Origin of the sequence: Pseudomonas putida (genome assembly GCF_004357765.1) — a bacterium.
In the GTDB taxonomy this organism is placed as follows: Bacteria; Pseudomonadota; Gammaproteobacteria; order Pseudomonadales; family Pseudomonadaceae; genus Aquipseudomonas; species Aquipseudomonas putida_U.
The window spans coordinates 40,220-63,618 of record NZ_SMTE01000003.1 but is presented as its reverse complement, the minus strand read 5'-3'; the positions used below and the strand labels follow the sequence as shown (position 1 = coordinate 63,618).

Sequence of the window (23,399 nt, the reverse complement as noted above, 5' to 3'; positions counted from 1 at the left end):
ATGGAAATGCGCGCAGATCTGTTGATTGTCGGTGCCGGTATGGTCGGCAGCGCCCTGGCCCTGGCCTTGCGCCACAGCGGCCTGGAAGTCCTCCTGCTCGACGGCGGCCCGCTGGCGGTCAAGCCGTTCGATGCCCAGGCACCTTTCGAGCCGCGGGTCAGCGCCTTGTCGGCGGCCAGCCAGCGCATCCTCGAGCGCCTCGGTGCCTGGGACGGCATCGCCCAGCGGCGTTGCACGCCCTATTCGGACATGCAGGTCTGGGATGGCAGCGGCACTGGGCAGATTCACTTCTCCGCCGCCAGCGTGCACGCTCAAGTGCTGGGGCATATCGTCGAAAACCGTGTGGTGCAGGACGGCTTGCTCGAGCGCTTGCACGACAGTGATGTCGGCTTGCTGGCCAATGCCCGCGTCGAGCACCTGCGTCGTTCGGGGGACGAGTGGCTGCTGACCTTGGCGGATGGCCGGCGCCTGCGTGCGCCGCTGGTGGTGGCTGCCGACGGCGCCAATTCGGCGATACGGCGCCTGGCCGGGTGCGCGACCCGCGAATGGGATTACCTGCACCACGCCATCGTCACCAGCGTGCGCTGCAGTGCGCCGCACCAGGGCACTGCCTGGCAGCGCTTCACCGACGAGGGGCCGCTGGCTTTCCTGCCGCTGTCGCGAGATGGCCGGCAGGATTGGTGCTCGATCGTCTGGTCGACCACACCGGAACACGCCGAACAGCTCATGGGCTTGGACGATGTGGCCTTCTGCACGGCCCTGGAGCGTGCCTTCGAGGGCCGCCTGGGGCAGGTACTGCAAGCCGATCCGCGGCTCAGCGTGCCGTTGCGCCAACGCCATGCCAAGCGCTACGTGGACGAAGGCCTGGCGCTGATCGGCGACGCAGCGCACACCATTCACCCATTGGCCGGGCAGGGCGTCAACCTGGGCTTTCTCGATGCCGCGGTGCTGGCCGAGGTGCTGGTCAATGCCTGCGAGCGGGGAGAGCGTCTGGCCGATGTGAAGGTGCTCAGCCGATATGAGCGCAGGCGCATGCCGCATAACCTGGCATTGATGGCGGCGATGGAAGGCTTCGAGCGGTTGTTCCAGGCCAATCCGCTGCCGCTGCGTTGGTTGCGCAACAGTGGATTGAAGCTGGTGCAGCAGATGCCTGAGGCCAAGGCGTTGTTTGTACGTCAGGCGCTGGGGCTTTCCGGGGATCTGCCGGAGTTGGCCAAGGCTTGAGCTCGACGGGGCCGGTTTGCGGTCCGATCGCCGGATAAGCCGGCTCACACAGGTTCAGCGCGCGGCGTTGCAACATCCGGTAACGGCTCCGTGGGTGAGCCGGAAAATGGGATTCACTACCATTCGCACCTCTCTACGATCCCGAGGAGCGTTTCCGATGTTGCCACGCAAGCCCCTACTGGCCGCTTTGGCCCTGTCCCTGTTCGGCGGCGCTGCCCAGGCCGCTGACGAAGTGGTGGTGTATTCCTCGCGCATCGACGAGCTGATCAAGCCGGTGTTCGACGCCTACACGGCCAAGACTGGCGTCCAGATCAAGTTCATCACCGACAAAGAAGCGCCGCTGATGCAACGCATCAAGGCCGAGGGTGAAAACGGTGTGGCCGACCTGCTGCTCACCGTCGATGCCGGCAACCTCTGGCAGGCGGAGCAGATGGGCATCCTGCAACCGTTCCAGTCGAGTGTGATCGACCAGAACATTCCGCCACAGTATCGCGCCTCGTCCCACGCATGGACTGGCCTGAGCCTGCGCGCACGGACCATCATCTACGCCACCGACCGGGTCAAGCCAGAAGAACTGAGCACTTACGAAGCCCTGGCTGACAAGCAATGGGAAGGTCGTCTGTGCCTACGCACGGCGAAGAAGGTCTACAACCAGTCGCTGACCGCTACCCTGATCGAGACCCACGGCGAGGCCAAGGCCGAGCAGATCGTCAAGGGCTGGGTCAACAACCTGTCCACTGACGTGTTCTCTGACGACAACGCCGTGATCCAGGCGGTCGAGGCCGGCCAGTGCGACGTCGGGGTGGTCAACACCTATTACTATGGGCGCATGCACAAGGCCAACCCTGAACTCGCGGTGAAGCTCTTCTGGCCTAACCAGAACGACCGTGGCGTGCACGTCAATCTGTCGGGTATCGGCCTGACCAAGCATGCCCCGCACCCGGAGGCGGCCAAGGCTCTGGTCGAGTGGATGACTGGCGAGCAGGCGCAGAAGCTGTTCGCCGACATCAACCAGGAATTCCCGGCCAATCCGAAGGTAAAGCCCTCGGACGAGGTCGCGGCCTGGGGTAGCTTCAAGGCCGACAGCATCCCGGTGGAAATTGCCGGCAAGCGCCAGGCCGAGGCTATTCGCCTGATGGACCGGGCTGGCTGGAACTGAGTTAATCTTCGGGGCCTGTAAAGGCCCCATCGCCGGCGGTCGCATCCCATTACCGAGACCAAAGCATTGCCCCATACCCGCCAACGCCGCTGGTACCTCCCGGTCGGCTTGATCGCCGCCCTGGTGCTGCTACCGCTGAGCGTATTGCTGCTGGCCTGGCAGTCGATCGATACGCAGATCTGGTCGCACCTGCTCGACACCCAGATGAGCCGTCTACTGGGCAACACCCTGACCCTGGTGCTGGGCGTCGGCGTCGGCGTCACCGCGCTCGGAGTGAGCCTGGCTTGGCTCACCAGCCTCTGCCAGTTCCCTGGCCGGCGCTGGCTCGACTGGGCGCTCATGCTGCCGTTCGCCATCCCCGCCTATGTGCTGGCGTTCGTCTTCGTCGGGCTGCTGGATTTCGCCGGTCCCGTGCAGAGTGCCTTGCGCGAGGTGTTCGGCCCCATGCGCCTGCCGCGGGTGCGCTCCACGGGGGGCGTCATCGTGGTGCTGGTGCTGGTGTTCTACCCGTACGTCTACCTGTTGGCGCGTACCGCTTTCCTGGCCCAGGGCAAGGGTTTGATGGAAGCGGCGAGGGTGCTCGGTCTGTCACCGCTTCAGGCCTTCTGGCGGGTAGCCTTGCCCATGGCGCGCCCGGCCATCGGTGCCGGCATCGCCTTGGCGCTGATGGAAACCCTGGCCGACTTCGGCGCGGTAGCGGTGTTCAATTTCGATACCTTCACCACTGCCATCTACAAGACCTGGTATGGCTTCTTCAGCCTGTCCAGCGCGGCGCAGTTGGCGAGCCTGCTGCTGCTGGCCGTGATGCTGGTGCTGTATGGCGAGCGTCGCGCCCGTGGCGCCAGCCACAGCGGCAATGAACGCCCACGTGTCCAGGCGCTGTATCACCTGCGTGGCTACAAGGCCGTGCTGGCGAGCGGTTGGTGCTTGCTGGTGTTCGCCTGTGCGTTCGTCATCCCGCTGCTGCAACTGCTGGTGTGGTGTTGGCAGCGCGGTCGCCACGATCTGGACGAGCGCTACTTCGGATTGGTCATGCATACCCTGTATCTGGGCTGCCTGGCTGCACTGTTGACGGTGGGCGTGGCCCTGTTGCTGGCCTTTGCCAGGCGCCAGGCTCCCAGCGGGGCGATCCGCGCCGGTGTGGGCATCGCCAACCTGGGCTACGCCTTGCCCGGCTCGGTGCTGGCGGTGGCGATCATGCTGGCTTTCAGTTACCTCGACAATCATTGGGTAATCCCGCTGTCGAGCTGGCTGGGTGGTGCCGGCAAGCCGCTGTTGCTGGGCAGTATCGGCGCTTTGCTGTTGGCTTATCTGGTGCGTTTCATCGCCGTGGCCTACGGGCCGTTGGAAAGCAGCCTGGCGCGTATCCGCCCGTCACTGCCCGAGGCCTCGCGCAGCCTCGGCGTGGGCGGGACGAAGTTGTTCTTCAAGGTCTATCTGCCACTGCTGGTGCCCGGTGCGCTGAGCGCCGGGCTGCTGGTATTCGTCGATGTGCTCAAGGAAATGCCGGCCACCTTGCTGATGCGTCCGTTCGGCTGGGATACCCTGGCAGTGCGGGTGTTCGAGATGACCAGCGAGGGCGAATGGGCTCGCGCGTCGCTGCCGGCTCTGACCCTGGTGCTGGTAGGGCTGTTGCCGGTCATCGGCTTGATTCGCCGTTCCGCCAAGCAGCCCGGTCACAGTCACTAGAGGTGCCAGCCCGCGTCCTTGCGGCTACAATGCGCGGCATTCTCGCGGCGACACCTAACAACAACAGCTGATGACCACGGGTCATCACCCGCCGCCGCTTCGCCACGCCCGGAAGGAGAAACCCATGGGACAGCGCACGCTATTGTATGATCTGCACCTGGCACTTGGCGCCAAGACCGTCGATTTTGGCGGCTGGGACATGCCCTTGCACTATGGTTCGCAGGTCGAGGAGCACCACCAGGTGCGCAGCGATTGTGGCGTCTTCGATGTCTCCCACATGACCGTCATCGATATCACCGGCAGCGATGCGCGGCCCTGGCTGCAGTATCTGCTGGCCAACGATGTCGGCCGGCTCGACGACGTCGGTCAGGCGCTGTACAGCCCCTTGTTGAACGAACAAGGCGGAGTCATCGACGATCTCATCGCCTACAGTACTGAAACCGGCTATCGCCTGGTGACCAATGCCGCCACCCGGGCGAAAGTCCTGGCTTGGCTGGAGCAACAGCGCGCAGGTTTTGCCGTGGACGTCGAGGTGCGCCCGGACCTTGCCATCCTTGCCATCCAGGGCCCTCAAGCGCGTGACAAGGTGGCAGCATTGCTCAGTGCCTCGCGCGCTGCGCTGATTCGCGAGCTGCGCCCGTTCGAAGGTGTGCGCGAAGGTGACTGGTTCATCGCCCGCACCGGCTACACCGGTGAGGACGGTCTGGAGATCATCCTTCCTGGCGACGAGGCAGTGGGCTTCTTCAACGACCTGGTGGGCGCCGGTATCGCTCCCAGCGGCCTTGGCGCGCGCGACACGCTGCGCCTGGAGGCCGGTATGAATCTCTACGGCCAGGATATCGACGAGACCCACACCCCGCTCACCTCCAACCTGGGTTGGTGCATCGCCTGGGAACCCGCCGAGCGCGAGTTCATCGGTCGCGCTGCGCTGCTGGCGGAAATCGAGCAGGGAGTGCAGAGCAAACTGGTCGGTCTGGTGCTCGAAGAGCGTGGCGTGTTGCGTGCCCACCAGGTGGTGCGTGTCGCCGGGATTGGCGAAGGAGAGATCACCAGTGGTAGTTTCTCGCCTACGCTGAGCAAATCCATCGCCCTGGCGCGTGTGCCGATGGCCACCGGTGACCGTGCCGAGGTCGAAATACGCGGCAAGTGGTACCCGGTGCGGGTGGTCAAGCCGACCTTCGTGCGCCACGGCAAGATTTTGATCTGAACAACTAATCATTGGCGGGCCGACCGCTGACCCTATCGAGGAATTCAAGACATGAGCAATATCCCCGCCGATCTGCGTTTCGCCGAAAGCCACGAGTGGGCGCGCCTGGAGGCCGATGGCACGGTGACCGTGGGCATCAGCGACCACGCCCAGCAGGCTCTGGGTGACGTGGTGTTCGTCGAACTGGCAGAGGTTGGCAAGGTCTTCGCCGCTGGCGATGCCGCAGGTGTGGTCGAGTCGGTCAAGGCCGCTTCGGACATCTACGCGCCGGTTTCCGGTGAAGTGATCGCCGTCAACGATGAGCTGGCCGACAGCCCGGAGCTGCTCAACGACGAGCCCTACGATTCGTGGATCTTCAAACTGAAGCCGAGCGACAAGACTGAGCTGGAAAAACTGCTGGATGCCGCTGGCTACAAGGCTGCCATCGGCGAGTGAGACGGTGTCGCACTCTTCGCGGGCAAGCCCGCTCCCACAGGTACGGCGCAGGTTTTTGGCCTGTCGTTGATCTGTAGGAGCCGGCTTGCCGGCGATGGCATCGGGCCGGCAACAGCAAGTTTCCCCGCAGAATCGGCAATCCTTCCTAGACTTAAGAGTCTCCATGAGAGCTGGTCCAGGAAGAGATCGTCGCCATGTCCCAGTCGCCATCCCTGCATCAACTGCAAGAGCCCACCCCATTTCTGCGCCGCCACCTGGGGCCCGACGCCCAGGAGCAGCAGGCCATGCTCGGTACGCTGGGTCTGTCCAGCCGCGATGAGCTGATCGAGCAAACCGTCCCTCCTGGCATTCGTTTCAATCGCGCCCTCGATCTGCCGCCGGCCCTGGACGAACAGGCTGCCCTGGCCAAGCTGGCTGGCTACGCCGAGCAGAACCAGGTGTGGACCAGCCTGATCGGCATGGGTTACCACGGTACCATCACCCCTACGGTCATCCTGCGCAACGTGTTGGAAAACCCAGGCTGGTACACCGCCTATACGCCCTATCAACCGGAAATCGCCCAAGGCCGCCTGGAGGCGTTGCTGAATTTCCAGCAAATGGTCATCGACCTGACTGGCCTGGCCCTGGCCAATGCCTCGTTGCTCGATGAAGCCACCGCCGCCGCCGAGGCCATGGCTCTGGCCAAGCGGGTGGCGCGCAACAAGAGCAACGCCTTCTTCGCCGATGAGCACTGCCATCCGCAGACCCTTTCCGTGCTCAAGACCCGCGCCGAGGGCTTTGGCTTCGAGCTGATCGTCGACAGTGTCGACAACCTGGCCAAGCATTCGGTCTTCGGCGCTTTGCTGCAGTATCCGGATACCCACGGCGAGGTACGCGACCTGAGGCCGCTGATCGACCAGCTGCACGCCCAGCAGGCCTTGGCCTGCGTCGCCGCCGATCTGCTCAGCCTGGTGGTTCTGGCGCCTCCGGGCGAGCTGGGGGCGGACGTGGTGCTGGGTTCATCCCAACGCTTCGGGGTGCCGATGGGCTATGGCGGGCCCCATGCGGCTTATTTCGCCTGTCGAGACGACTACAAGCGGGCGATGCCCGGACGGATCATCGGCGTGTCCCGTGATGCGCGCGGCAATACCGCCCTGCGCATGGCCCTGCAGACCCGCGAGCAACACATTCGCCGCGAGAAAGCCAACTCCAATATCTGCACAGCCCAGGTACTGCTTGCCAATATCGCCGGTTTCTACGCGGTCTATCACGGTCCCGAGGGGCTACGGCGCATCGCCCAGCGTGTCCATCGGCTCACCTTCATCCTCGCCGCTGGCCTGCAAGCCAAGGGCATCAAAAGGCTCAACCAGCACTTCTTCGACACGCTCACCCTCGAGGTCGGCGGTGCTCAGGCGGCGATCATCGAGAGCGCCTCGGCAGCGCGGATCAACCTGCGGATTCTCGGCCGTGGCCACCTGGGCGTGAGCCTGGACGAAACCTGCACCGAACAGACCGTGCTGCGCTTGTTCGATATTTTCCTCGGCGTCGATCATGGACTGGACATCGCCGCTCTCGATCAGCAGGCCTTGCCAGAGGGCATACCGGCGGCGTTGGTCAGGCGCTCGGCGTTTCTCAGCCACCCTGTGTTCAACCTGCACCACAGCGAAACCGAGATGCTGCGCTACCTCAAGCAGCTGGAGAACAAGGACCTGGCGCTGAATCAGTCGATGATCCCGCTCGGCTCCTGCACCATGAAGCTCAACGCCACCAGCGAAATGATCCCCATCACCTGGCCCGGCTTCGCTTCATTGCATCCTTTCGCCCCGGCGTCCCAGGCGGTGGGGTACAGGGCGATGATCGACGAACTGGAGAGCTGGTTGTGCGCCATTACCGGATTCGACGCCATCTGCATGCAGCCCAACTCCGGTGCGCAGGGCGAGTATGCCGGGCTCATGGCGATCACCCGTTACCACCGTAGCCGGCATCAGTCCAAGCGCACGGTGTGCCTGATTCCAGCTTCGGCGCATGGCACCAATCCGGCCTCGGCGCAGATGGCCGGCATGGAGGTGGTCATCGTTGAATGCGATGAGGACGGCAACGTCGACCTCGACGATCTCAAGGCCAAGGCTCAGGCCGCCGGCGAGCGGCTGTCGTGCCTGATGGTGACCTATCCTTCGACCCATGGCGTGTATGAAGAGGGTATCCGGGAAATTTGCGAGGTGGTGCACCAGCACGGCGGGCAGGTGTACATGGACGGTGCCAACCTCAATGCCCAGGTCGGTCTGGCACGACCGGCGGACATCGGTGCCGATGTTTCGCACATGAATCTGCACAAGACCTTCTGCATTCCCCATGGCGGCGGCGGGCCGGGCATGGGGCCGATTGGCGTGCGCGCCCACCTCACGGCCTTCGTCGCCAGCCATCCGGTGGTTCCAGTGCCTGGTCTGGACCCGAACAACAGCGCGGTCAGCGCTGCGCCCTGGGGCAGTGCGAGCATTCTGCCGATCAGTTGGATGTACATCGCCATGATGGGACCGCAACTGGCCGATGCCAGCGAGGTGGCGATTCTCTCGGCGAACTACCTGGCCGGACAACTGGGCGGTGCCTTCCCGGTGTTGTACCGCGGGCGCAACCAACGCGTGGCCCATGAATGCATCCTCGATCTGCGCCCGCTCAAGGCGCAGACCGGGATCAGCGAAGAGGACGTGGCCAAGCGCCTGATGGACTATGGCTTCCATGCACCGACCATGTCGTTTCCGGTCCCCGGCACTTTGATGGTAGAGCCCACCGAAAGCGAGTCGAAAGCCGAGTTGGACCGTTTCATCGAGGCGATGCTGGCCATTCGCGAAGAGATCGGTCTGGTCCAGGACGGCACGTGGCCGGCAGAGGACAATCCGCTCAAGCACGCGCCACATACCTTGGCCGATGTGCTGGCGCCGTGGGACCGCCCGTATGGCCTGGAGCGCGGTATCGCGCCCAGTGCTCACGTGCGCCAGCATAAGTATTGGCCAGCGGTGAACCGGGTCGACAATGTCTATGGCGATCGTAATCTGTTCTGCGCGTGCGTGCCGCTGGAGGCGTATCGCTGAAGGCGATGGGGGCTTAGTCGGCCACCGCGTTCCTGGCCAGGATGGCGTTCGCCAGTTCCATGTCGGTGGCTTGCAGATCAGGTTGCTCGGCGCGCACCTGGCGCATTGCCGCCTCGAGGAACGGGCCGCGGATCTGACCGTCGCTGGCGACGAAGCTGCCGGCATCGTCCTGGGCGGCCATGACCAGCTTGTGATCACGGGAGGTGATGTAGGACGTGGCGGTGGTCGCGCCGGACGTCATGACATTGCGCCAGAAGGTGTCGGCCACGGCGGAGCCGAGAGGCAGGGAGACCAGGGCAGCGGCGGCGACGAGGGTGTTGAGACGCATGGTGAATTACCTCTGATGATGAGGGCGATTGGGTGCCGGTTAGTCATGTTGGTCCGGGCCAAGTTCCTCGTTCACAAGGATATTTTGTTCAGCCACAGACCCGCATGATTTCGCTTTCGCAGGTTGTCCCGCAGGCCACCTTGAGCTCCCCGCAGGCGCGCAGGTCCAGCATTCCCTCGGCCCGTGCCTGCTGGCGCAATCTGGTCAGGTCGGTGCCTGGCCCGATCAGGGTGCGTAGCCCGTCGCTCATCACCAATACCTCGTACAACCCGGTACGCCCCTGGAACCCCGTACCACGGCAATCGCGGCAGGCCTGGCCGTCGGTGGTGGCCCCGCAGCCCAGGCAATGGTTGCACAGTCTGCGCACCAGGCGCTGGGCCATGACGCCGATCAGCGTGGCCTTGATCAGGTAGTCGGCCACACCCAGTTCCTGCAGGCGGATGACCGCGGCACAAGCATCCTGGGTATGCAGCGTGGACAGCACCAGGTGCCCGGTCAGTGCCGCCTGTACCGCCACTTGGGCGGTTTCGCGGTCGCGGATCTCGCCGATCATGATGATGTCCGGGTCCTGGCGCAGCAGGGCGCGCACGCCGTTGGCGAAGCCAAGGTCAAGGCTCGGCTGGACCTGCATCTGGTTGAAGGCCGGCTCCAGGCGTTCGATGGGATCCTCGATGGTGCACAGGTTGACCTGCGGCGTGGCCAGTTGCCGGAGGCTGGTGTACAGCGTACTGGTCTTGCCAGAGCCGGTGGGCCCGGTGACCAGAACGATGCCTTGGCGCCGGGCCAGCAGGGCTTGCCACTGCGCCCGTTGCTCGCCTTCGAGCCCGAGTTGTGCAAAGCCTTGCTCAGGCTGTTGGCAGTCGAACAGGCGCAGCACCAGCTTTTCGCCAAAGGGGGTGGGCAGGCTGGACAGGCGCAGCTCGACCTCGCTACCGCCCGACAGCCGACGCTTGACGCGGCCATCCTGCGGCCTACGCTTTTCCGCCACGTCCATGCGTGCCAGGTGCTTGAGGCGGCTGACCAGCGCCACGGTCACGCTCGGTGGGAACCGGTACACGGTGTGCAGCAGTCCGTCGATGCGGTAGCGCAGGTGGCCCTGGTCGCGGCGGGGCTCGAGGTGGATATCGCTGGCGCGTTGATCGAGGGCGTACTGCACTAACCAGTCGACGATGTGCACGATATGCGCATCGTCGGCGCTGGCATCGGTCTGGCGCCTGCCCAGTTCCAGCAGTTGCTCCAGCTCGCCCAGGCTGGCGGCTTGTTGGTGCTGGGCGCCCTGCACCGAGTGGGCCAGGCGCAGCAGGGACTGCGCCAGTTCGCGCAATTGCAGCGGGCTGGCCAGTACGCGGCGAATCGGTTTGCCGAGGCTACGCGACAGGTCGGCCTGCCAGTCGTCCTGATAAGGCTGGGCGCTGGCGATGGTCACGGCGTCCGCATCGGCGGCCACGGCAAGAATGCCGTGGCGTTGGGCGAAGGCGGGCGACATCAGGCCGCCGACCTGGGCCAGGTCGATGCGTAGCGGATCGATGCGCAGGTAAGGCTGGCCGACCTTCTCGGCCAACCATCGACACAGGCGCTCGAGATCCAGCGGCTGGCCGGGTCGCTGGCGGTCCGCCAGGCGGGCGGCGGCAATGGCTTCCAGGGGGTGGGCGGCGGGGCGGTTGTTGGCCTGTTGCAACACGTGCAGGATGTCGTTGGCATCGAGATGCTGGTCGGCCAGCAGGGCATCGAGCACGCGGTGTAGATCGAGGGCGTGGTTGTGGGGATCGTGCATATCGGCGTCCGTGCCAGGTAGCGGGTGACTGAAGGCTAGTCGGCGATGCTGGACGCGAGGTGTTGAAACCGTTTCTGGGCGTTGCCGGGCCTTCAGACAGCGGCCAGTTCCACACGGGCCAGGTTGTCCAGGCTGACCTCGCAGACGCAGATCAGGTTGCGCATTTTTTGCGCGATCACCTGTGCCCGATGCCAGCTCAGGCCCGCAACGCCAACCTCGATGTCGAGCAGGTCCTCTCGCTGGCTGACCTGCACCCTGTGGGGCGTCAGGAACTGCAGGGCGAACAGGTTGAGCACGCGGCACAGGGTGTCGGGCTCGGCTTCGGCCTGCAGCCTGTAGTTGACTGTGCCGTGGTGGGCTGAGGCGGCCCAGACGTCGGTACGGGGCGAGGGGCGTTCGAGTGCGTTCATGCTGGTCTCCGCGAATGTGCGAGAAATTCTTGCACGCAGATCGGGGTATTTCTTCGCTATGATTCGATGAAAGTCCCTACTACGCGAATTGAACTAGTCGCCGAACATGATCCTGGAGAAAGAACGATGCAAAGCGTGTTGGATGCCTACGACCGGCGTATTCTCGAGCTGCTGCAGGAGGATGCTTCGCTGTCCAGCGCACAGATTGCCGAGCGAGTAGGACTTTCCCAGTCACCGTGCTGGCGGCGCATCCAGCGGTTGAAGGAGGAGGGAGTGATTCGGGGTCAGGTGACCTTGCTCGACCGCAAGAAGGTTGGGCTGAACACGCAGATTTTCGCTGAAGTGAAGCTCAACGCCCATGGGCGCTCCAACTTTACCGAGTTCACCGAGGCGATCCGTGGCTTTCCCGAGGTATTGGAGTGCTATGTGCTGATGGGATCGGTGGATTTCCTGTTGCGTATCGTCACGTCGGATATCGAAGCGTATGAAAGGTTCTTCTTCGAAAAATTGTCGAACGTGCCGGGAATACAGGAGGTGAACTCGATCGTGGCATTATCCGAGATCAAGTCCACCACCACTTTGCCGCTATCGCGCTGAACCCATCAGCCTTTGAGCAGGTGCTTCCAGCCGCGGCTCTGGTCGACTGCTCGAGCCTGCTCGACACGCGCTTCCAGCAGCTCGTCGCTCAGCGGTTGCTCGGCCAGTTCGTGCAGTTTTTTCAGGTCGCCATACAGGCGGTCCATCTGCGGCGCGTCGAGCACCTGGCGGGCATGGTGCAGCCAGGCCAGCAGCTGTTCGATGCGTGGCAGTTGCTCGGCCAGGTCTTCGGGGCGCTGGGTGTACAGCGGCAGTTTCAGTGCACGGCCTTCCTCGCCCAGCAGGTGCGCCAGCCAGCCGGCCAGTTGCGCCTTGCCCTGGCGTTCGCCACGGCCCTTGCGCTCGGCGGTCCAGGCGCGGGCCAGCAGCCAGCGCGAGGTGTTCAGGGAGAACTGGCCCCAGCGCACGTCTTCGAGCTCTTCGCTGAACTGCTCGGGCGCGACGCGGCGGACATCTTCGTCGTCATTGCCGGCCTGGACCAACGGACGCCAGTCTTCGAGCAAGGCATCCAGGCTGCTGCGCAGCTCGCGGGTGGTCGCCCGCGGCGCCGCCTGGCCCAGGCTGGTGACCAGCGCGCGCAGTTCGCTCAGGCACTGCACCCAGTCCTGCAGCAGGCGCCAGTGGCCGTTGTGGCGATACTGCTCGGCCAGGCGCTGGCTGCTGCCCAGCAACTGCCAGGCGAGCGCGGCAAAAGCATCGTCCAGGGCCATTTCCGCGTCCAGTTCGGTAGTGGGCAGGCTCAGGTCGTAGCTGTTGGGCTCGAGCAGGCGGTAGCCGCGTTCGGCCTTGCTGATATCGCAAGGCATCAGCGGCAGGCTGGCAGCAAGCTCCGAAGCCAGCTCCAGCAGGGCCTCCGGTGCGCCTTCACGGAGCTCCAGTTCCAGCTCGCAGATTTCTTCCTTGCGCTTGCCGGCAATCACGAAACCTTGGTCCAGCGCGGCTTCGATCACGACTTTGCTCTTGCCACGGCCCCAGGCGATCTCGGCGTATTCGCGGGTGAAGTCGGTGGTGAACAGTGGCTTGATGGTTTTCTTGTCGAGGCCGGCCAGTTGTTCTGGCCAGCAGGTGGCATCGAGCTTTTTCAGGTCCAGCTTGACTTTATCCAGCTGCCATTCGAATTCGTTGCGCTCGGACAGGCCGGCGACGCTCTGGCCGCGACACTTGAGGGTCTGGATGATGACTTCGCCGTCGCGGCGCAGGCGCAGGGCGACACGGGCGGCGCTGAGGTCGCGCGCGGGAGTGTCGAAGTACTGGTTGAGCAGTTCGCGGGTCTGCCAGCCTGACTTGTTGCGCTTCTTCAGCAGGGGGTGCTCGCGCAAGGCGGCGAGGGTCTCGCGGCTGGCGCGGAGCTTGAGTTCGGTTTCTTTGTGCATCGCAGGCTCGAAGGAGGGGCGTGATGCTGCAGAGTCTACAGGAGTCGGCAGTGGGCTGCCGGATTGCGCTGCTTTCTTCATCGGCTTGCCCTGCCAGAGCACGGCATTGTTATGATGGGCAACGCATCAGAGGAGTACGCGCATGCCGTTGCCGACACTGAAAGAGCAGTTCGCCGCACTGATCGCCGCGCCCTCGGTCAGTTGCACGCAGCCTTCGCTGGACCAGTCCAACCGCCAGGTGATCGACCTGCTGGCCGGCTGGCTGGAGGACCTGGGCTTCAGCTGCGACATCCAGCAGGTCAGCCCAGGCAAGTTCAACCTGCTCGCCAGCCGTGGTACCGGCCCTGGCGGTCTGGTACTGGCCGGCCATAGCGATACCGTGCCCTATGATGAGCAACTGTGGAGCAGCGACCCGCTGAAGCTGACCGAGACCGATGGTCGCTGGGTTGGTCTGGGAAGCTGCGACATGAAAGGCTTCTTCCCGCTGATCATCGAGGCCGTGCTGCCGTTGCTGGCGCAGGATTTCAAGCAGCCGCTTTTGATTCTCGCGACCTGCGATGAAGAAAGCTCCATGTCCGGCGCCCGTGCCCTGGCGGCGGCCGGCCAGCCACTCGGCCGGGCGGCGGTGATCGGTGAGCCCACTGGCCTGCGGCCGATCCGCATGCACAAGGGCATCCTCATGGACCGCATCGATATCCTTGGGCGCAGCGGTCATTCCTCCGACCCGAGTCTGGGCCACAGTGCCCTCGAGGCCATGCACGCGGTGATGGGCGAGCTGATGGGTCTGCGTCGCCAGTGGCAGGAAACCTACCGCAATCCGCAATTCACCGTCCCCACGCCGACCATGAATTTCGGTTGCATCCACGGCGGCGACAACCCCAACCGCATCTGTGGCCAGTGCGCCCTGGAGTTCGATCTCCGCCCGCTGCCGGGCATGGATGTCGAGCAACTGCGCGCCGCCATCGGTGAGAAGCTCCGACCAGTGGCCGAGCGCCATGAAGTGCGCATCGACTATGCGCCGCTGTTCCCCGCGGTACCGCCGTTCGAGCAGGTGGCCGACGCCGAGCTGGTGCGCGTGGCCGAGCGGCTGACCGGACATCGCGCCGAGGCGGTGGCATTCGGCACCGAAGCGCCTTATCTTCAGCAACTGGGTTGCGAGACCATCGTGCTCGGCCCCGGCGACATCGCCTGCGCCCACCAACCGGGCGAATACCTTGAAATGTCACGTATCGAGCCTACCGTGCGTCTATTGCGTGACCTGATCAGGCACTATTGCCTGCAGTAAACGTCCATCGAGTTGTTTCGTATTTGCCTAGAGGAGACCACGCGTGACCGCAAGCCTGTTCCGACGATGATCCTGAACGCCGTGTGACTCACCGTTCTCCGTCCACTTTATCCACAGGCCCTGTCATGCCCGAATACGTCAACTGGTTGCGTCATGCCTCCCCCTACATCAATGCCCATCGCGACTGCACCTTCGTGGTCATGCTTCCTGGCGATGGGGTGGAACATCCCAATTTCGGCAATATCGTCCACGATCTGGTACTGCTGCACAGCCTCGGTGTGCGGCTGGTACTGGTGCATGGCTCGCGCCCACAGATCGAAAGCCGCCTGGCTGCCCGTGGCTTGACCCCGCACTACCACCGGGGGCTGCGCATCACCGACGCGTCCACGCTGGACTGCGTGATCGACGCGGTCGGTGCGCTGCGCCTGGCCATCGAGGCGCGACTGTCGATGGACATCGCCGCCTCGCCGATGCAGGGCTCGCGCCTGCGCGTGGCCTGCGGCAACCTCGTCACCGCGCGGCCGATCGGCGTGGTCGAGGGAGTCGATTACCACCACACCGGCGAAGTCCGTCGGATCGACCGCAAGGGCATCGGCCGTCTGCTCGATGAGCGTTCGATCGTGCTGCTTTCGCCGCTGGGCTATTCGCCGACCGGCGAGATCTTCAACCTGGCCTGCGAAGATGTCGCCACCCGCGCGGCGATCGAGCTGGGGGCCGACAAGCTGCTGCTGTTCGGTGCCGAGTCGGGGCTGCTCGACGATAAAGGCAATCTGGTCCGCGAGCTGCGCCCGCAACAGGTGCCTCAGCATCTGGCGCGTCTGGGCAGCGATTACCAGGGCGAGCTGCTCGATGCCGCCGCCGAGGCGTGCAAGGGTGGGGTGCCGCGTAGCCATATCGTCAGCTACGCCGAAGATGGTGCGCTGCTGACCGAGCTGTTCACCCGGGGCGGTGGCGGTACCCTGGTGTCCCAGGAGCAATTCGAAGTGGTGCGCGAGGCGACCATCGACGATGTCGGCGGCCTGCTGGAGCTGATCAGCCCGCTGGAAGAGCAGGGCATCCTGGTTCGCCGCTCACGGGAGGTGCTGGAGCGTGAGATCGAACAGTTCAGCGTGGTCGAGCGCGAGGGGATGATCATCGCCTGTGCGGCGCTGTATCCGATCGCCGATTCCGAAGCCGGCGAGCTGGCCTGCCTGGCGGTGAATCCGGAGTACCGTCATGGCGGGCGCGGCGATGAGTTGCTCGAGCGCATCGAGAGCCGGGCGCGGCAGTTGGGCCTCACGACCCTGTTCGTGCTCACCACGCGCACCGCTCATTGGTTCCGCGAACGCGGCTTCGTGCCCAGCGGTGTCGAGCGGCTGCCGTCGGCACGGGCCTCGCTGTACAACTATCAGCGTAATTCGAAGATTTTCGAGAAGTCTCTGTAAGCCTGTACCGACCTCTTCGCGGGGCAAGCCCGCTCCCACTGAGAACTCACCGGATTGAAATCCCGTGCAGTGACTGTGTGAGCGGGCTTGTCCCGCGAAAAGGCCGGTGCGGTCGCGAACGAAAAACGCCGCCCTTGTGGGCGGCGTTCTTGCTTACACGGTGTGCAGGTACCAGTTGTACTCGAGGTCGGAGATCGAGTGTTCGAACTCCTCCAGCTCGCTCTCCTTGCACGCGACGAAGATGTCGATGTACTTCGGATCGATGTACTTGTTGAGGATCTCGCTGTCGTCCAGCTCGCGCAGGGCATCGCGCAGGTTGTTCGGCAGACTCTGCTCCAACTGCTCGTACGAGTTGCCTTCGATCGGTTCGCCCGGTTCGATCTTGTTGGTCAAACCGTGGTGCACGCCCGCAAGCACCGCTGCCATCATCAGGTACGGGTTGGCGTCGGCACCGGCCACGCGGTGTTCGATGCGCACGGCGTCCGGCGAGCCGGTCGGCACGCGCAGGGCCACGGTGCGGTTGTCCAGACCCCAGCTCGGTGCGTTCGGCACGTAGAACTGGGCGCCGAAGCGGCGATACGAGTTGACGTTCGGGCAGAGGAACGCCATGGACGCGGGCAGGGTCTCGAGCACACCGCCGACAGCGTGACGTAGCGCGGCGTTCTGCTCGGGATCCTCGCTGGTGAAGATGTTGTTGCCATCTTTGTCCAGCACGGAGATGTGAACGTGCAGGCCGTTGCCTGCTTGCCCTGGGTAGGGCTTGGCCATGAACGTGGTGTCCATTTCATGGTCGTAGGCGATGTTCTTGATCAGGCGCTTGAGCAGCACTGCGTAGTCACAGGCCTTGAGCGGGTCGGCGACGTGGTGCAGGTTGACTTCGAATTGGGCCGGGGCGCTTTCCTTGACGATGGCGTCTGCCGGAATGCCCTGCTCCTTGGCACCTTCGAGGATGTCCTGGAGGCAGTCGGCGTATTCGTCGAGGTCGTCGATCAGGTAGACCTGGGTCGATTGCGGACGCTTGCCGGAAATCGGCGAGCGTGGCGGCTGCGGGCGACCATTCACGTTCTCCTGGTCGATCAGGTAGAACTCCAGTTCGAATGCGGCGCAGATGGTCAGGCCCATGTCGGTGAACTTGCTCACCACCTGACGCAGCACTTCGCGCGGGTCGGCGAAGAACGGCTCGCCTTCGAGCTCGTGCATGGTCATCAGCAGCTGAGCGGTGGGGCGCTTCTGCCAGGGCTCGTTGGAGAGTGTGTCGGGGATCGGATAGCAGATGCGGTCGGCATCGCCGATATCCAGGCCCAACCCGGTACTTTCGACGGTGGAACCGTTGATGTCCAGGGCAAACAGGGAGGCAGGCAGGTTGATGCCTTTCTCGTAAACCTTGTGGAGGCTGGTGCGCTCTATGCGCTTGCCACGCACCACACCATTCATATCTGCAATCAGAAGGTCAACGTAGAGAACCTCAGGATGTTCCTTAAGGAACGCGTTCGCTTCGTTAAGCTGAACGGCACGCGGGGGTACCGACATGATGCAACACCTTTGTTGTTAAAAATATCAATCAAGGGGGGCTTGCAGGTCCAGTCAATCGAAAAGACATACTGATGTCAAGCCAACCCCATGATGCCCTGAAATGGCACATCGACGGCAGATTTGCTGCATATCGGGGCGTACCATTATCCGCTATTTCGCCTGTGTAGGGCTATCTCCGACAGTCCGTGTTTTATTTTTTACGGAGGTGTTGTGTAAAAAAATGAACAAGGCTAAGCTCGGTCACAACCCAGAACACAATAATACGAGGGTCACATGGTCCGCTTCTCGCGACCTGAAAGCGCTGCCTGCGCAGTGCAGTCGGGTGAATTCGCCGTACTTGCCCGCCTTCGAGGCGCGCTACCTACGCTGGCCGCAATAATTGACGGAAATGGCCATCAGGCCTCACGTCGACGTGACCCTTCGCACGCTCCAACCTCTTTCTGCCCAATCTGCTCATCCGAGGTACTCTGTTTTTCAGTGTATCCACTGTGCTCCTGCGCGGGGGTTTTTGCTTTAGCAATGTACTCCATCCAGAATCAACGCGCGGACAACCTTACCTCCTGAGGTATTTATGAGTAACAACCTCGACCAGCTCACCGATTGGTTGAAAGAGCACAAGATCACCGAAGTCGAATGCCTGATCAGCGACCTGACCGGCATCACCCGCGGCAAGATCTCGCCCACCAACAAGTTCATCGCCGAAAAAGGCATGCGCTTGCCTGAGAGCGTGCTGCTGCAGACCGTGACCGGCGACTATGTCGACGACGACATCTACTACGAACTGCTCGATCCGGCCGACATCGACATGATCTGCCGGCCCGACGAGGATGCGGTGTTCCTGGTGCCTTGGGCCATCGAGCCGACCGCCCAGGTGATCCACGACACCTACGACAAGAAGGGCAACCCGGTCGAACTGTCGCCGCGCAACGTCCTGAAGAAGGTGCTCAAGCTGTATGCCGACAAAGGCTGGCAGCCCATCGTCGCGCCGGAGATGGAGTTCTACCTGACCAAGCGCAGCGAAGACCCGGACTTCCCTCTGCAGCCGCCGGTAGGCCGCTCCGGACGCCCGGAAACCGGTCGTCAGTCGTTCTCGATCGAGGCGGCCAACGAATTCGATCCGCTCTTCGAAGATGTCTACGACTGGTGCGAACTGCAGCAGTTGGACCTCGACACGTTGATCCATGAGGACGGCACCGCGCAGATGGAAATCAACTTCCGTCACGGCGACGCCCTGCACCTGGCCGACCAGATCCTGGTGTTCAAACGCACCATGCGCGAGGCCGCGCTCAAGCACAACGTGGCCGCGACCTTCATGGCCAAGCCCATGACCGGCGAGCCCGGCAGCGCCATGCACCTGCACCAGAGCGTGGTCGACGTGGCCACCGGCAAGAACATCTTCTCCAATGAAGATGGCAGCATGAGCGAGCTGTTCCTGCACCACATCGGCGGCCTGCAGAAGTTCATCCCCGAGGCGCTGCCGCTGTTCGCGCCCAACGTCAACTCATTCCGCCGCTTCCTGCCCGACACCTCGGCACCGGTGAACGTCGAGTGGGGCGAGGAAAACCGCACCGTCGGCCTGCGTGTGCCGGATGCCGGGCCGCAGAGCCGCCGGGTCGAGAACCGTCTGCCGGGTGCCGACGCAAACCCCTACCTGGCCATCGCCGCCAGCCTGTTGTGTGGCTACATCGGCATGGTCGAAGGCATTGCCGCCAGCGCGCCGGTACAGGGTCGGGGCTACGAGCGACGCAACCTGCGCTTGCCGTTGACCATCGAGGACGCCCTCGAGCGCATGGAAAACAGCCGTGCGCTGGTGCAGTACCTGGGCAAGAAATTCATCACCGGCTACGTCGCCACCAAGCGCGCCGAGCATGAGAACTTCAAACGCGTCATCAGCTCCTGGGAGCGAGAGTTCCTGCTGTTCGCCGTCTGATCAACCCTGAGGCCGCCTGGCGGTGGCCGCTGGAAACTGGAGAGGCACATGAGCGTCAACAACCCGCAAACCCGTGAATGGCAAACCCTGAGCGGCGAGCATCACCTTGCACCTTTCTCTGACTACAAGCAGTTGAAGGAGAAGGGCCCGCGCATCATCACCAAGGCGCAGGGTGTGCATTTGTGGGACAGCGAAGGGCACAAGATCCTCGATGGCATGGCTGGCCTGTGGTGCGTGGCGGTGGGCTATGGTCGTGAAGAGCTGGTGCAGGCGGCCGAGAAGCAGATGCGCGAATTGCCGTACTACAACCTGTTCTTCCAGACCGCCCACCCGCCAGCGTTGGAGCTGGCCAAGGCGATCACCGAGGTGGCGCCCGAAGGCATGACCCATGTGTTCTTCACCGGCTCCGGCTCCGAAGGCAACGACACCGTGCTGCGCATGGTCCGCCATTACTGGGCGCTCAAGGGCAAGCCGCACAAGCAGACGATCATCGGCCGCATCAACGGCTATCACGGCTCGACCGTCGCCGGCGCCAGCCTGGGCGGGATGAGTGGCATGCATGAACAGGGCGGCCTGCCGATCCCGGGCATCGTGCACATCCCGCAACCTTACTGGTTCGGCGAAGGTGGCGACATGACCCCGGACGCGTTCGGCATCTGGGCGGCCGAGCAGTTGGAGAGGAAGATTCTCGAAGTGGGCGAAGACAACGTCGCCGCCTTCATTGCCGAACCGATCCAAGGCGCCGGTGGCGTGATCATTCCGCCCGATAGCTACTGGCCGAAGATCAAGGAAATCCTCGCCAAGTACGACATCCTGTTCGTCGCCGACGAGGTGATCTGTGGATTCGGTCGCACCGGCGAGTGGTTTGGCTCGGACTACTACGATCTCAAGCCCGACCTGATGACCATCGCCAAGGGTCTTACCTCCGGTTACATCCCCATGGGCGGTGTGATCGTGCGTGACAAGGTGGCCCAGGTACTCAGCGAAGGCGGCGACTTCAATCACGGCTTCACCTATTCCGGCCATCCGGTTGCAGCTGCGGTGGGCCTGGAAAACCTGCGCATCCTGCGCGATGAAGGAATCGTCGAGCGCGCTCGCACGGAAGTGGCACCCTACTTGCAAAAACGACTGCGTGAGCTGCAGGACCACCCACTGGTGGGCGAGGTACGCGGCCTGGGCCTGCTCGGTGCGATCGAACTGGTCAAGGACAAGGCGACTCGAAGCCGTTACGAAGGCAAAGGCGTGGGCATGGTCTGCCGCAACTTCTGCTTCGACAACGGCCTGATCATGCGCGCGGTAGGCGACACCATGATCATCGCTCCGCCTCTGGTGATCAGCCGCGAGGAAGTCGATGAGCTGGTGGAAAAGGCACGCAAGTGCCTGGATCTGACGCTAGAAGCGATCAAATGATCAGCTGCTAGGCTAGCAAAGTGACATTAAGTCGTTACAGGGGGCTGCTTTCCTTGAAACAGCGCCTTGTAACTTGCCAGACTAACGGCTGTTTCAGTCGCCCAGCGCTTGCACCATGGGACCTGGCTGCTGAACAGATGGCTAAATAAAAATTCTGGAGCATTACGCATGAAGAAAATGGGCAAGACGTTGCTGGCCGCCGCCCTGATGGGTGCCATGGCGACCGCTGTGCAGGCTGAGGACAAAGTGCTGAACGTCTACAACTGGTCGGACTACATCGCACCGGACACCATCGCCAAGTTCGAGAAGCAGACCGGTATCAAGGTCAAGTACGACGTTTTCGACAGCAACGAAACCCTGGAAGCCAAGCTGCTGGCCGGCAAGTCCGGTTACGACATCGTGGTGCCGTCCAACAACTTCCTGGCCAAGCAGATCAAGGCCGGTGTGTATCAGGAACTGGACCGTACCAAGCTGCCGAACTGGAAGAACCTGGACGAGGACCTGCTCAAGGCCGTGGGTGATGCCAGCGACCCAGGCAACAAGCACGCCTTCCCGTACATGTGGGGCTCCATCGGCATCGGCTACAACCCTGAGAAGGTCAAGGCCGCGCTGGGCGTGGACAAGATCGACTCGTGGGATGTCGTGTTCAAGCCGGAGAACATCGCCAAGCTCAAGAGCTGCGGCGTGAGCTTCCTCGATGCCCCGACCGAGATGCTGCCCGCTGCGCTGCATTACCTGGGCCTGCCGACCGACAGCACCAAGAAGGCAGACCTGAAGGCCGCCGAGGACCTGTTCCTGAAAATTCGTCCTTCGATCACCTACTTCCACTCGTCCAAGTACATCGGCGACATGGCCAACGGCAACATCTGCGTAGCGGTGGGCTACTCGGGTGACCTGGAGCAGTCCAAGGCCCGTGCCCACGAAGCTGGCGACAAGGTCAAGGTCGACTACGTCATTCCGAAAGAAGGCGCCGGTACCTTCTACGACATGGTCGCCATGCCCAAGGATGCCGAGCACAAGGAAGCCGCCTACAAGTTCATGGACTTCCTGATGCAGCCGGAAATCATGGCCGAAATCACCAACGCCGTGCGCTTCCCTAACGGTAACAAGGCCGCTACCGAGTTCGTCGACAAGGAAATCACCAGCGACCCAAGCATCTATCCGCCAGCTGACGTGAAGAAACAGCTGTATGCGATCGCTGCCCCTGAAGCAGCGGCCCAGCGTCTGATCACCCGCAGCTGGACCAAGATCAAATCGGGCAAGTAAGCCCGATGCGGTGCCCTCTGGGCCGGGGTTTTCCCGCCCAGAGGCAGTTAAAGGCAATTCATGATTGCGGCATCGAAGCTGCGAAGGTAAGTTGCGCGCCGGTTTTGCGTGAGCGGTCGCGCCCAGGCCTGTAAACATGCCGCCACCGAAGGCACTGATTGTGAGGACCACCCACTTGTCTATTTCTGTATTTCGCAAGGCCTTGATGGCTGGAGCGGGCCTGACGCTGGCATGCAGCGTCCAAGCGGCGCCTACGGTGCACCTGTACAACTGGTCCGACTACATCGGGCCGAACACCCTCGAAGACTTCCAGAAGGCCACTGGCATCACGCCCGTGCAGGATGTGTTCGACTCCAACGAGACGCTCGAAGGCAAACTGCTGGCCGGCAACACCGGCTACGACGTGGTCGTGCCGTCCAACCATTTCCTCGGCAAGCAGATCAAGGCGGGCGCGTTCCAGAAGCTCGACAAGAACCTGCTGCCCAATTATTCCAACCTGGATCCGGCGTTGATGAAGCGCCTCGAGAAGAACGATCCGGGCAACCAGTATGCCGTTCCCTATCTGTGGGGCACCAACGGCATCGGTTACAACGTCGACAAGGTCAAGGCCGTGCTGGGCGTCGATCACATCGACTCCTGGGCGGTGCTGTTCGAGCCTGAGAACATGAAGAAGCTGTCCACCTGTGGCGTGGCCTTCCTCGACTCGGCCGATGAAATGCTTCCCGCGGTGCTGCAGTACATGGGTCTGGATCCCAACAGCCGCGATCCCAAGGACTACAAGAAGGCTGAGAAGAAGCTGCTGGCGGTCCGTCCCTACGTGACCTACTTCCACTCATCCAAGTACATCTCCGACCTGGCCAACGGCGATATCTGCGTCGCGGCAGGTTTCTCCGGCGATGTGTTCCAGGCCAAGTCCCGCGCTGAAGAGGCGAACAAGGGCGTGAACCTGGCCTACGCGATTCCCAAGGAAGGCGGCAACCTCTGGTTCGACGTACTGGCGATCCCCAAGGATGCCAAGAACGTCAAGGAAGCCCATGCACTGATCGACTACCTGCTCAAACCTGAGGTTATCGCCCAGGTCAGCGACTATGTCGGTTATGCCAACCCCAACCCCAAGGCTGGCGACCTGATGGATCAGGATGTGAGAACCGACCCTGCGGTCTATCCACCGAAGGAAGTGCTGGACAGGATGTTCGTCAATGCTGAGTTGCCCCCCAAGGTGCAACGTCTGATGACCCGTAGCTGGACCCGAATCAAGTCGGGCAAGTAACAACTATCCAGGCCCGC

Annotated in this window: 18 protein-coding genes; 13 read left to right on the top strand and 5 right to left on the bottom strand. The window is 63.0% G+C overall.

Going from position 1 to position 23,399, the window contains the following annotated elements:
- The first annotated feature begins 6 nt into the window (after positions 1-6).
- From E2H86_RS04820 to gcvP, 6 genes are all read left to right on the top strand, one after another.
- Positions 7-1,224, top strand: coding sequence for a 2-octaprenyl-3-methyl-6-methoxy-1,4-benzoquinol hydroxylase (locus tag E2H86_RS04820; protein WP_165976036.1), 1,218 nt, complete (start codon positions 7-9; stop codon positions 1,222-1,224).
- A 157-nt stretch (positions 1,225-1,381) separates the two neighbouring features.
- A complete protein-coding gene (locus E2H86_RS04815) occupies positions 1,382-2,383 on the top strand; it encodes an extracellular solute-binding protein (RefSeq protein WP_133325286.1) in 1,002 nt (333 codons plus the stop codon).
- Positions 2,384-2,449: 66 nt separating this feature from the next.
- The gene (locus tag E2H86_RS04810) at positions 2,450-4,072 is read left to right on the top strand and encodes an ABC transporter permease (protein WP_133325284.1); all 1,623 of its coding nucleotides are present in this window, start codon (positions 2,450-2,452) and stop codon (positions 4,070-4,072) included.
- A 124-nt stretch (positions 4,073-4,196) separates the two neighbouring features.
- A complete protein-coding gene (gene gcvT, locus E2H86_RS04805; RefSeq protein WP_133325282.1) occupies positions 4,197-5,279 on the top strand; it encodes a glycine cleavage system aminomethyltransferase GcvT in 1,083 nt (360 codons plus the stop codon).
- 51 nt (positions 5,280-5,330) lie between these two features.
- Positions 5,331-5,714, top strand: coding sequence for a glycine cleavage system protein GcvH (gcvH, locus tag E2H86_RS04800; RefSeq protein WP_133325280.1), 384 nt, complete (start codon positions 5,331-5,333; stop codon positions 5,712-5,714).
- 194 nt (positions 5,715-5,908) lie between these two features.
- On the top strand, positions 5,909-8,782 hold the full coding sequence (gene gcvP / locus E2H86_RS04795) for an aminomethyl-transferring glycine dehydrogenase (protein WP_133325278.1): 2,874 nt from the start codon (positions 5,909-5,911) through the stop codon (positions 8,780-8,782).
- A 13-nt stretch (positions 8,783-8,795) separates the two neighbouring features.
- Here the strand turns inward: gcvP and E2H86_RS04790 are convergent, their stop codons facing one another.
- The 3 genes from E2H86_RS04790 to E2H86_RS04780 all read right to left on the bottom strand — a co-directional run bounded on the left by E2H86_RS04790 (position 8,796) and on the right by E2H86_RS04780 (position 11,294).
- Positions 8,796-9,110, bottom strand: a complete 315-nt coding sequence (locus E2H86_RS04790; protein WP_133325266.1) for a DUF2388 domain-containing protein — start codon at positions 9,108-9,110, stop codon at positions 8,796-8,798.
- A gap of 88 nt (positions 9,111-9,198) precedes the next feature.
- Entirely contained in the window at positions 9,199-10,884 is a 1,686-nt protein-coding gene (locus E2H86_RS04785) for a GspE/PulE family protein (protein ID WP_133325264.1), read from the bottom strand.
- A 92-nt stretch (positions 10,885-10,976) separates the two neighbouring features.
- Positions 10,977-11,294, bottom strand: a complete 318-nt coding sequence (locus E2H86_RS04780) for a hypothetical protein (protein WP_133325262.1) — start codon at positions 11,292-11,294, stop codon at positions 10,977-10,979.
- 126 nt (positions 11,295-11,420) lie between these two features.
- Here E2H86_RS04780 and E2H86_RS04775 point away from each other — a divergent pair, with 126 nt between their 5' ends.
- Positions 11,421-11,891, top strand: coding sequence for an Lrp/AsnC family transcriptional regulator (locus tag E2H86_RS04775; protein WP_133325260.1), 471 nt, complete (start codon positions 11,421-11,423; stop codon positions 11,889-11,891).
- 5 nt (positions 11,892-11,896) lie between these two features.
- On the opposite strand, the gene E2H86_RS04770 is transcribed toward E2H86_RS04775, so the two are convergent.
- Complete coding sequence (locus E2H86_RS04770) at positions 11,897-13,264, bottom strand: CYTH domain-containing protein (protein ID WP_133325258.1); 1,368 nt, start codon at positions 13,262-13,264, stop codon at positions 11,897-11,899.
- 142 nt (positions 13,265-13,406) lie between these two features.
- Here E2H86_RS04770 and argE point away from each other — a divergent pair, with 142 nt between their 5' ends.
- Both argE and argA read left to right on the top strand, forming a co-directional pair.
- The gene (gene argE, locus E2H86_RS04765; protein WP_133325256.1) at positions 13,407-14,549 is read left to right on the top strand and encodes an acetylornithine deacetylase; all 1,143 of its coding nucleotides are present in this window, start codon (positions 13,407-13,409) and stop codon (positions 14,547-14,549) included.
- A 125-nt stretch (positions 14,550-14,674) separates the two neighbouring features.
- Entirely contained in the window at positions 14,675-15,973 is a 1,299-nt protein-coding gene (gene argA, locus E2H86_RS04760; protein ID WP_133325254.1) for an amino-acid N-acetyltransferase, read from the top strand.
- A 153-nt stretch (positions 15,974-16,126) separates the two neighbouring features.
- Here argA and E2H86_RS04755 read toward each other — a convergent pair whose 3' ends face one another.
- Positions 16,127-17,503 (bottom strand): glutamine synthetase family protein, encoded by a 1,377-nt coding sequence (locus tag E2H86_RS04755; protein WP_133325252.1) that lies wholly within the window; start codon positions 17,501-17,503, stop codon positions 16,127-16,129.
- A gap of 574 nt (positions 17,504-18,077) precedes the next feature.
- On the opposite strand from E2H86_RS04755, the gene E2H86_RS04745 reads away from it, so the two are divergent.
- The 4 genes from E2H86_RS04745 (at position 18,078) to E2H86_RS04730 (ending at position 23,382) form a co-directional block, all read left to right on the top strand.
- Positions 18,078-19,436 carry a glutamine synthetase family protein gene (locus tag E2H86_RS04745; RefSeq protein ID WP_133325250.1) on the top strand — a complete coding sequence of 453 codons (1,359 nt, stop codon included), beginning with the start codon at positions 18,078-18,080 and terminating at the stop codon, positions 19,434-19,436.
- A 48-nt stretch (positions 19,437-19,484) separates the two neighbouring features.
- Positions 19,485-20,846 (top strand): aspartate aminotransferase family protein, encoded by a 1,362-nt coding sequence (locus tag E2H86_RS04740; RefSeq protein ID WP_133325248.1) that lies wholly within the window; start codon positions 19,485-19,487, stop codon positions 20,844-20,846.
- 168 nt (positions 20,847-21,014) lie between these two features.
- Positions 21,015-22,112 carry a polyamine ABC transporter substrate-binding protein gene (locus tag E2H86_RS04735; protein WP_133325246.1) on the top strand — a complete coding sequence of 366 codons (1,098 nt, stop codon included), beginning with the start codon at positions 21,015-21,017 and terminating at the stop codon, positions 22,110-22,112.
- Positions 22,113-22,287: 175 nt separating this feature from the next.
- The gene (locus E2H86_RS04730) at positions 22,288-23,382 is read left to right on the top strand and encodes a polyamine ABC transporter substrate-binding protein (RefSeq protein WP_133325244.1); all 1,095 of its coding nucleotides are present in this window, start codon (positions 22,288-22,290) and stop codon (positions 23,380-23,382) included.
- Positions 23,383-23,399: the final 17 nt, after the last annotated feature.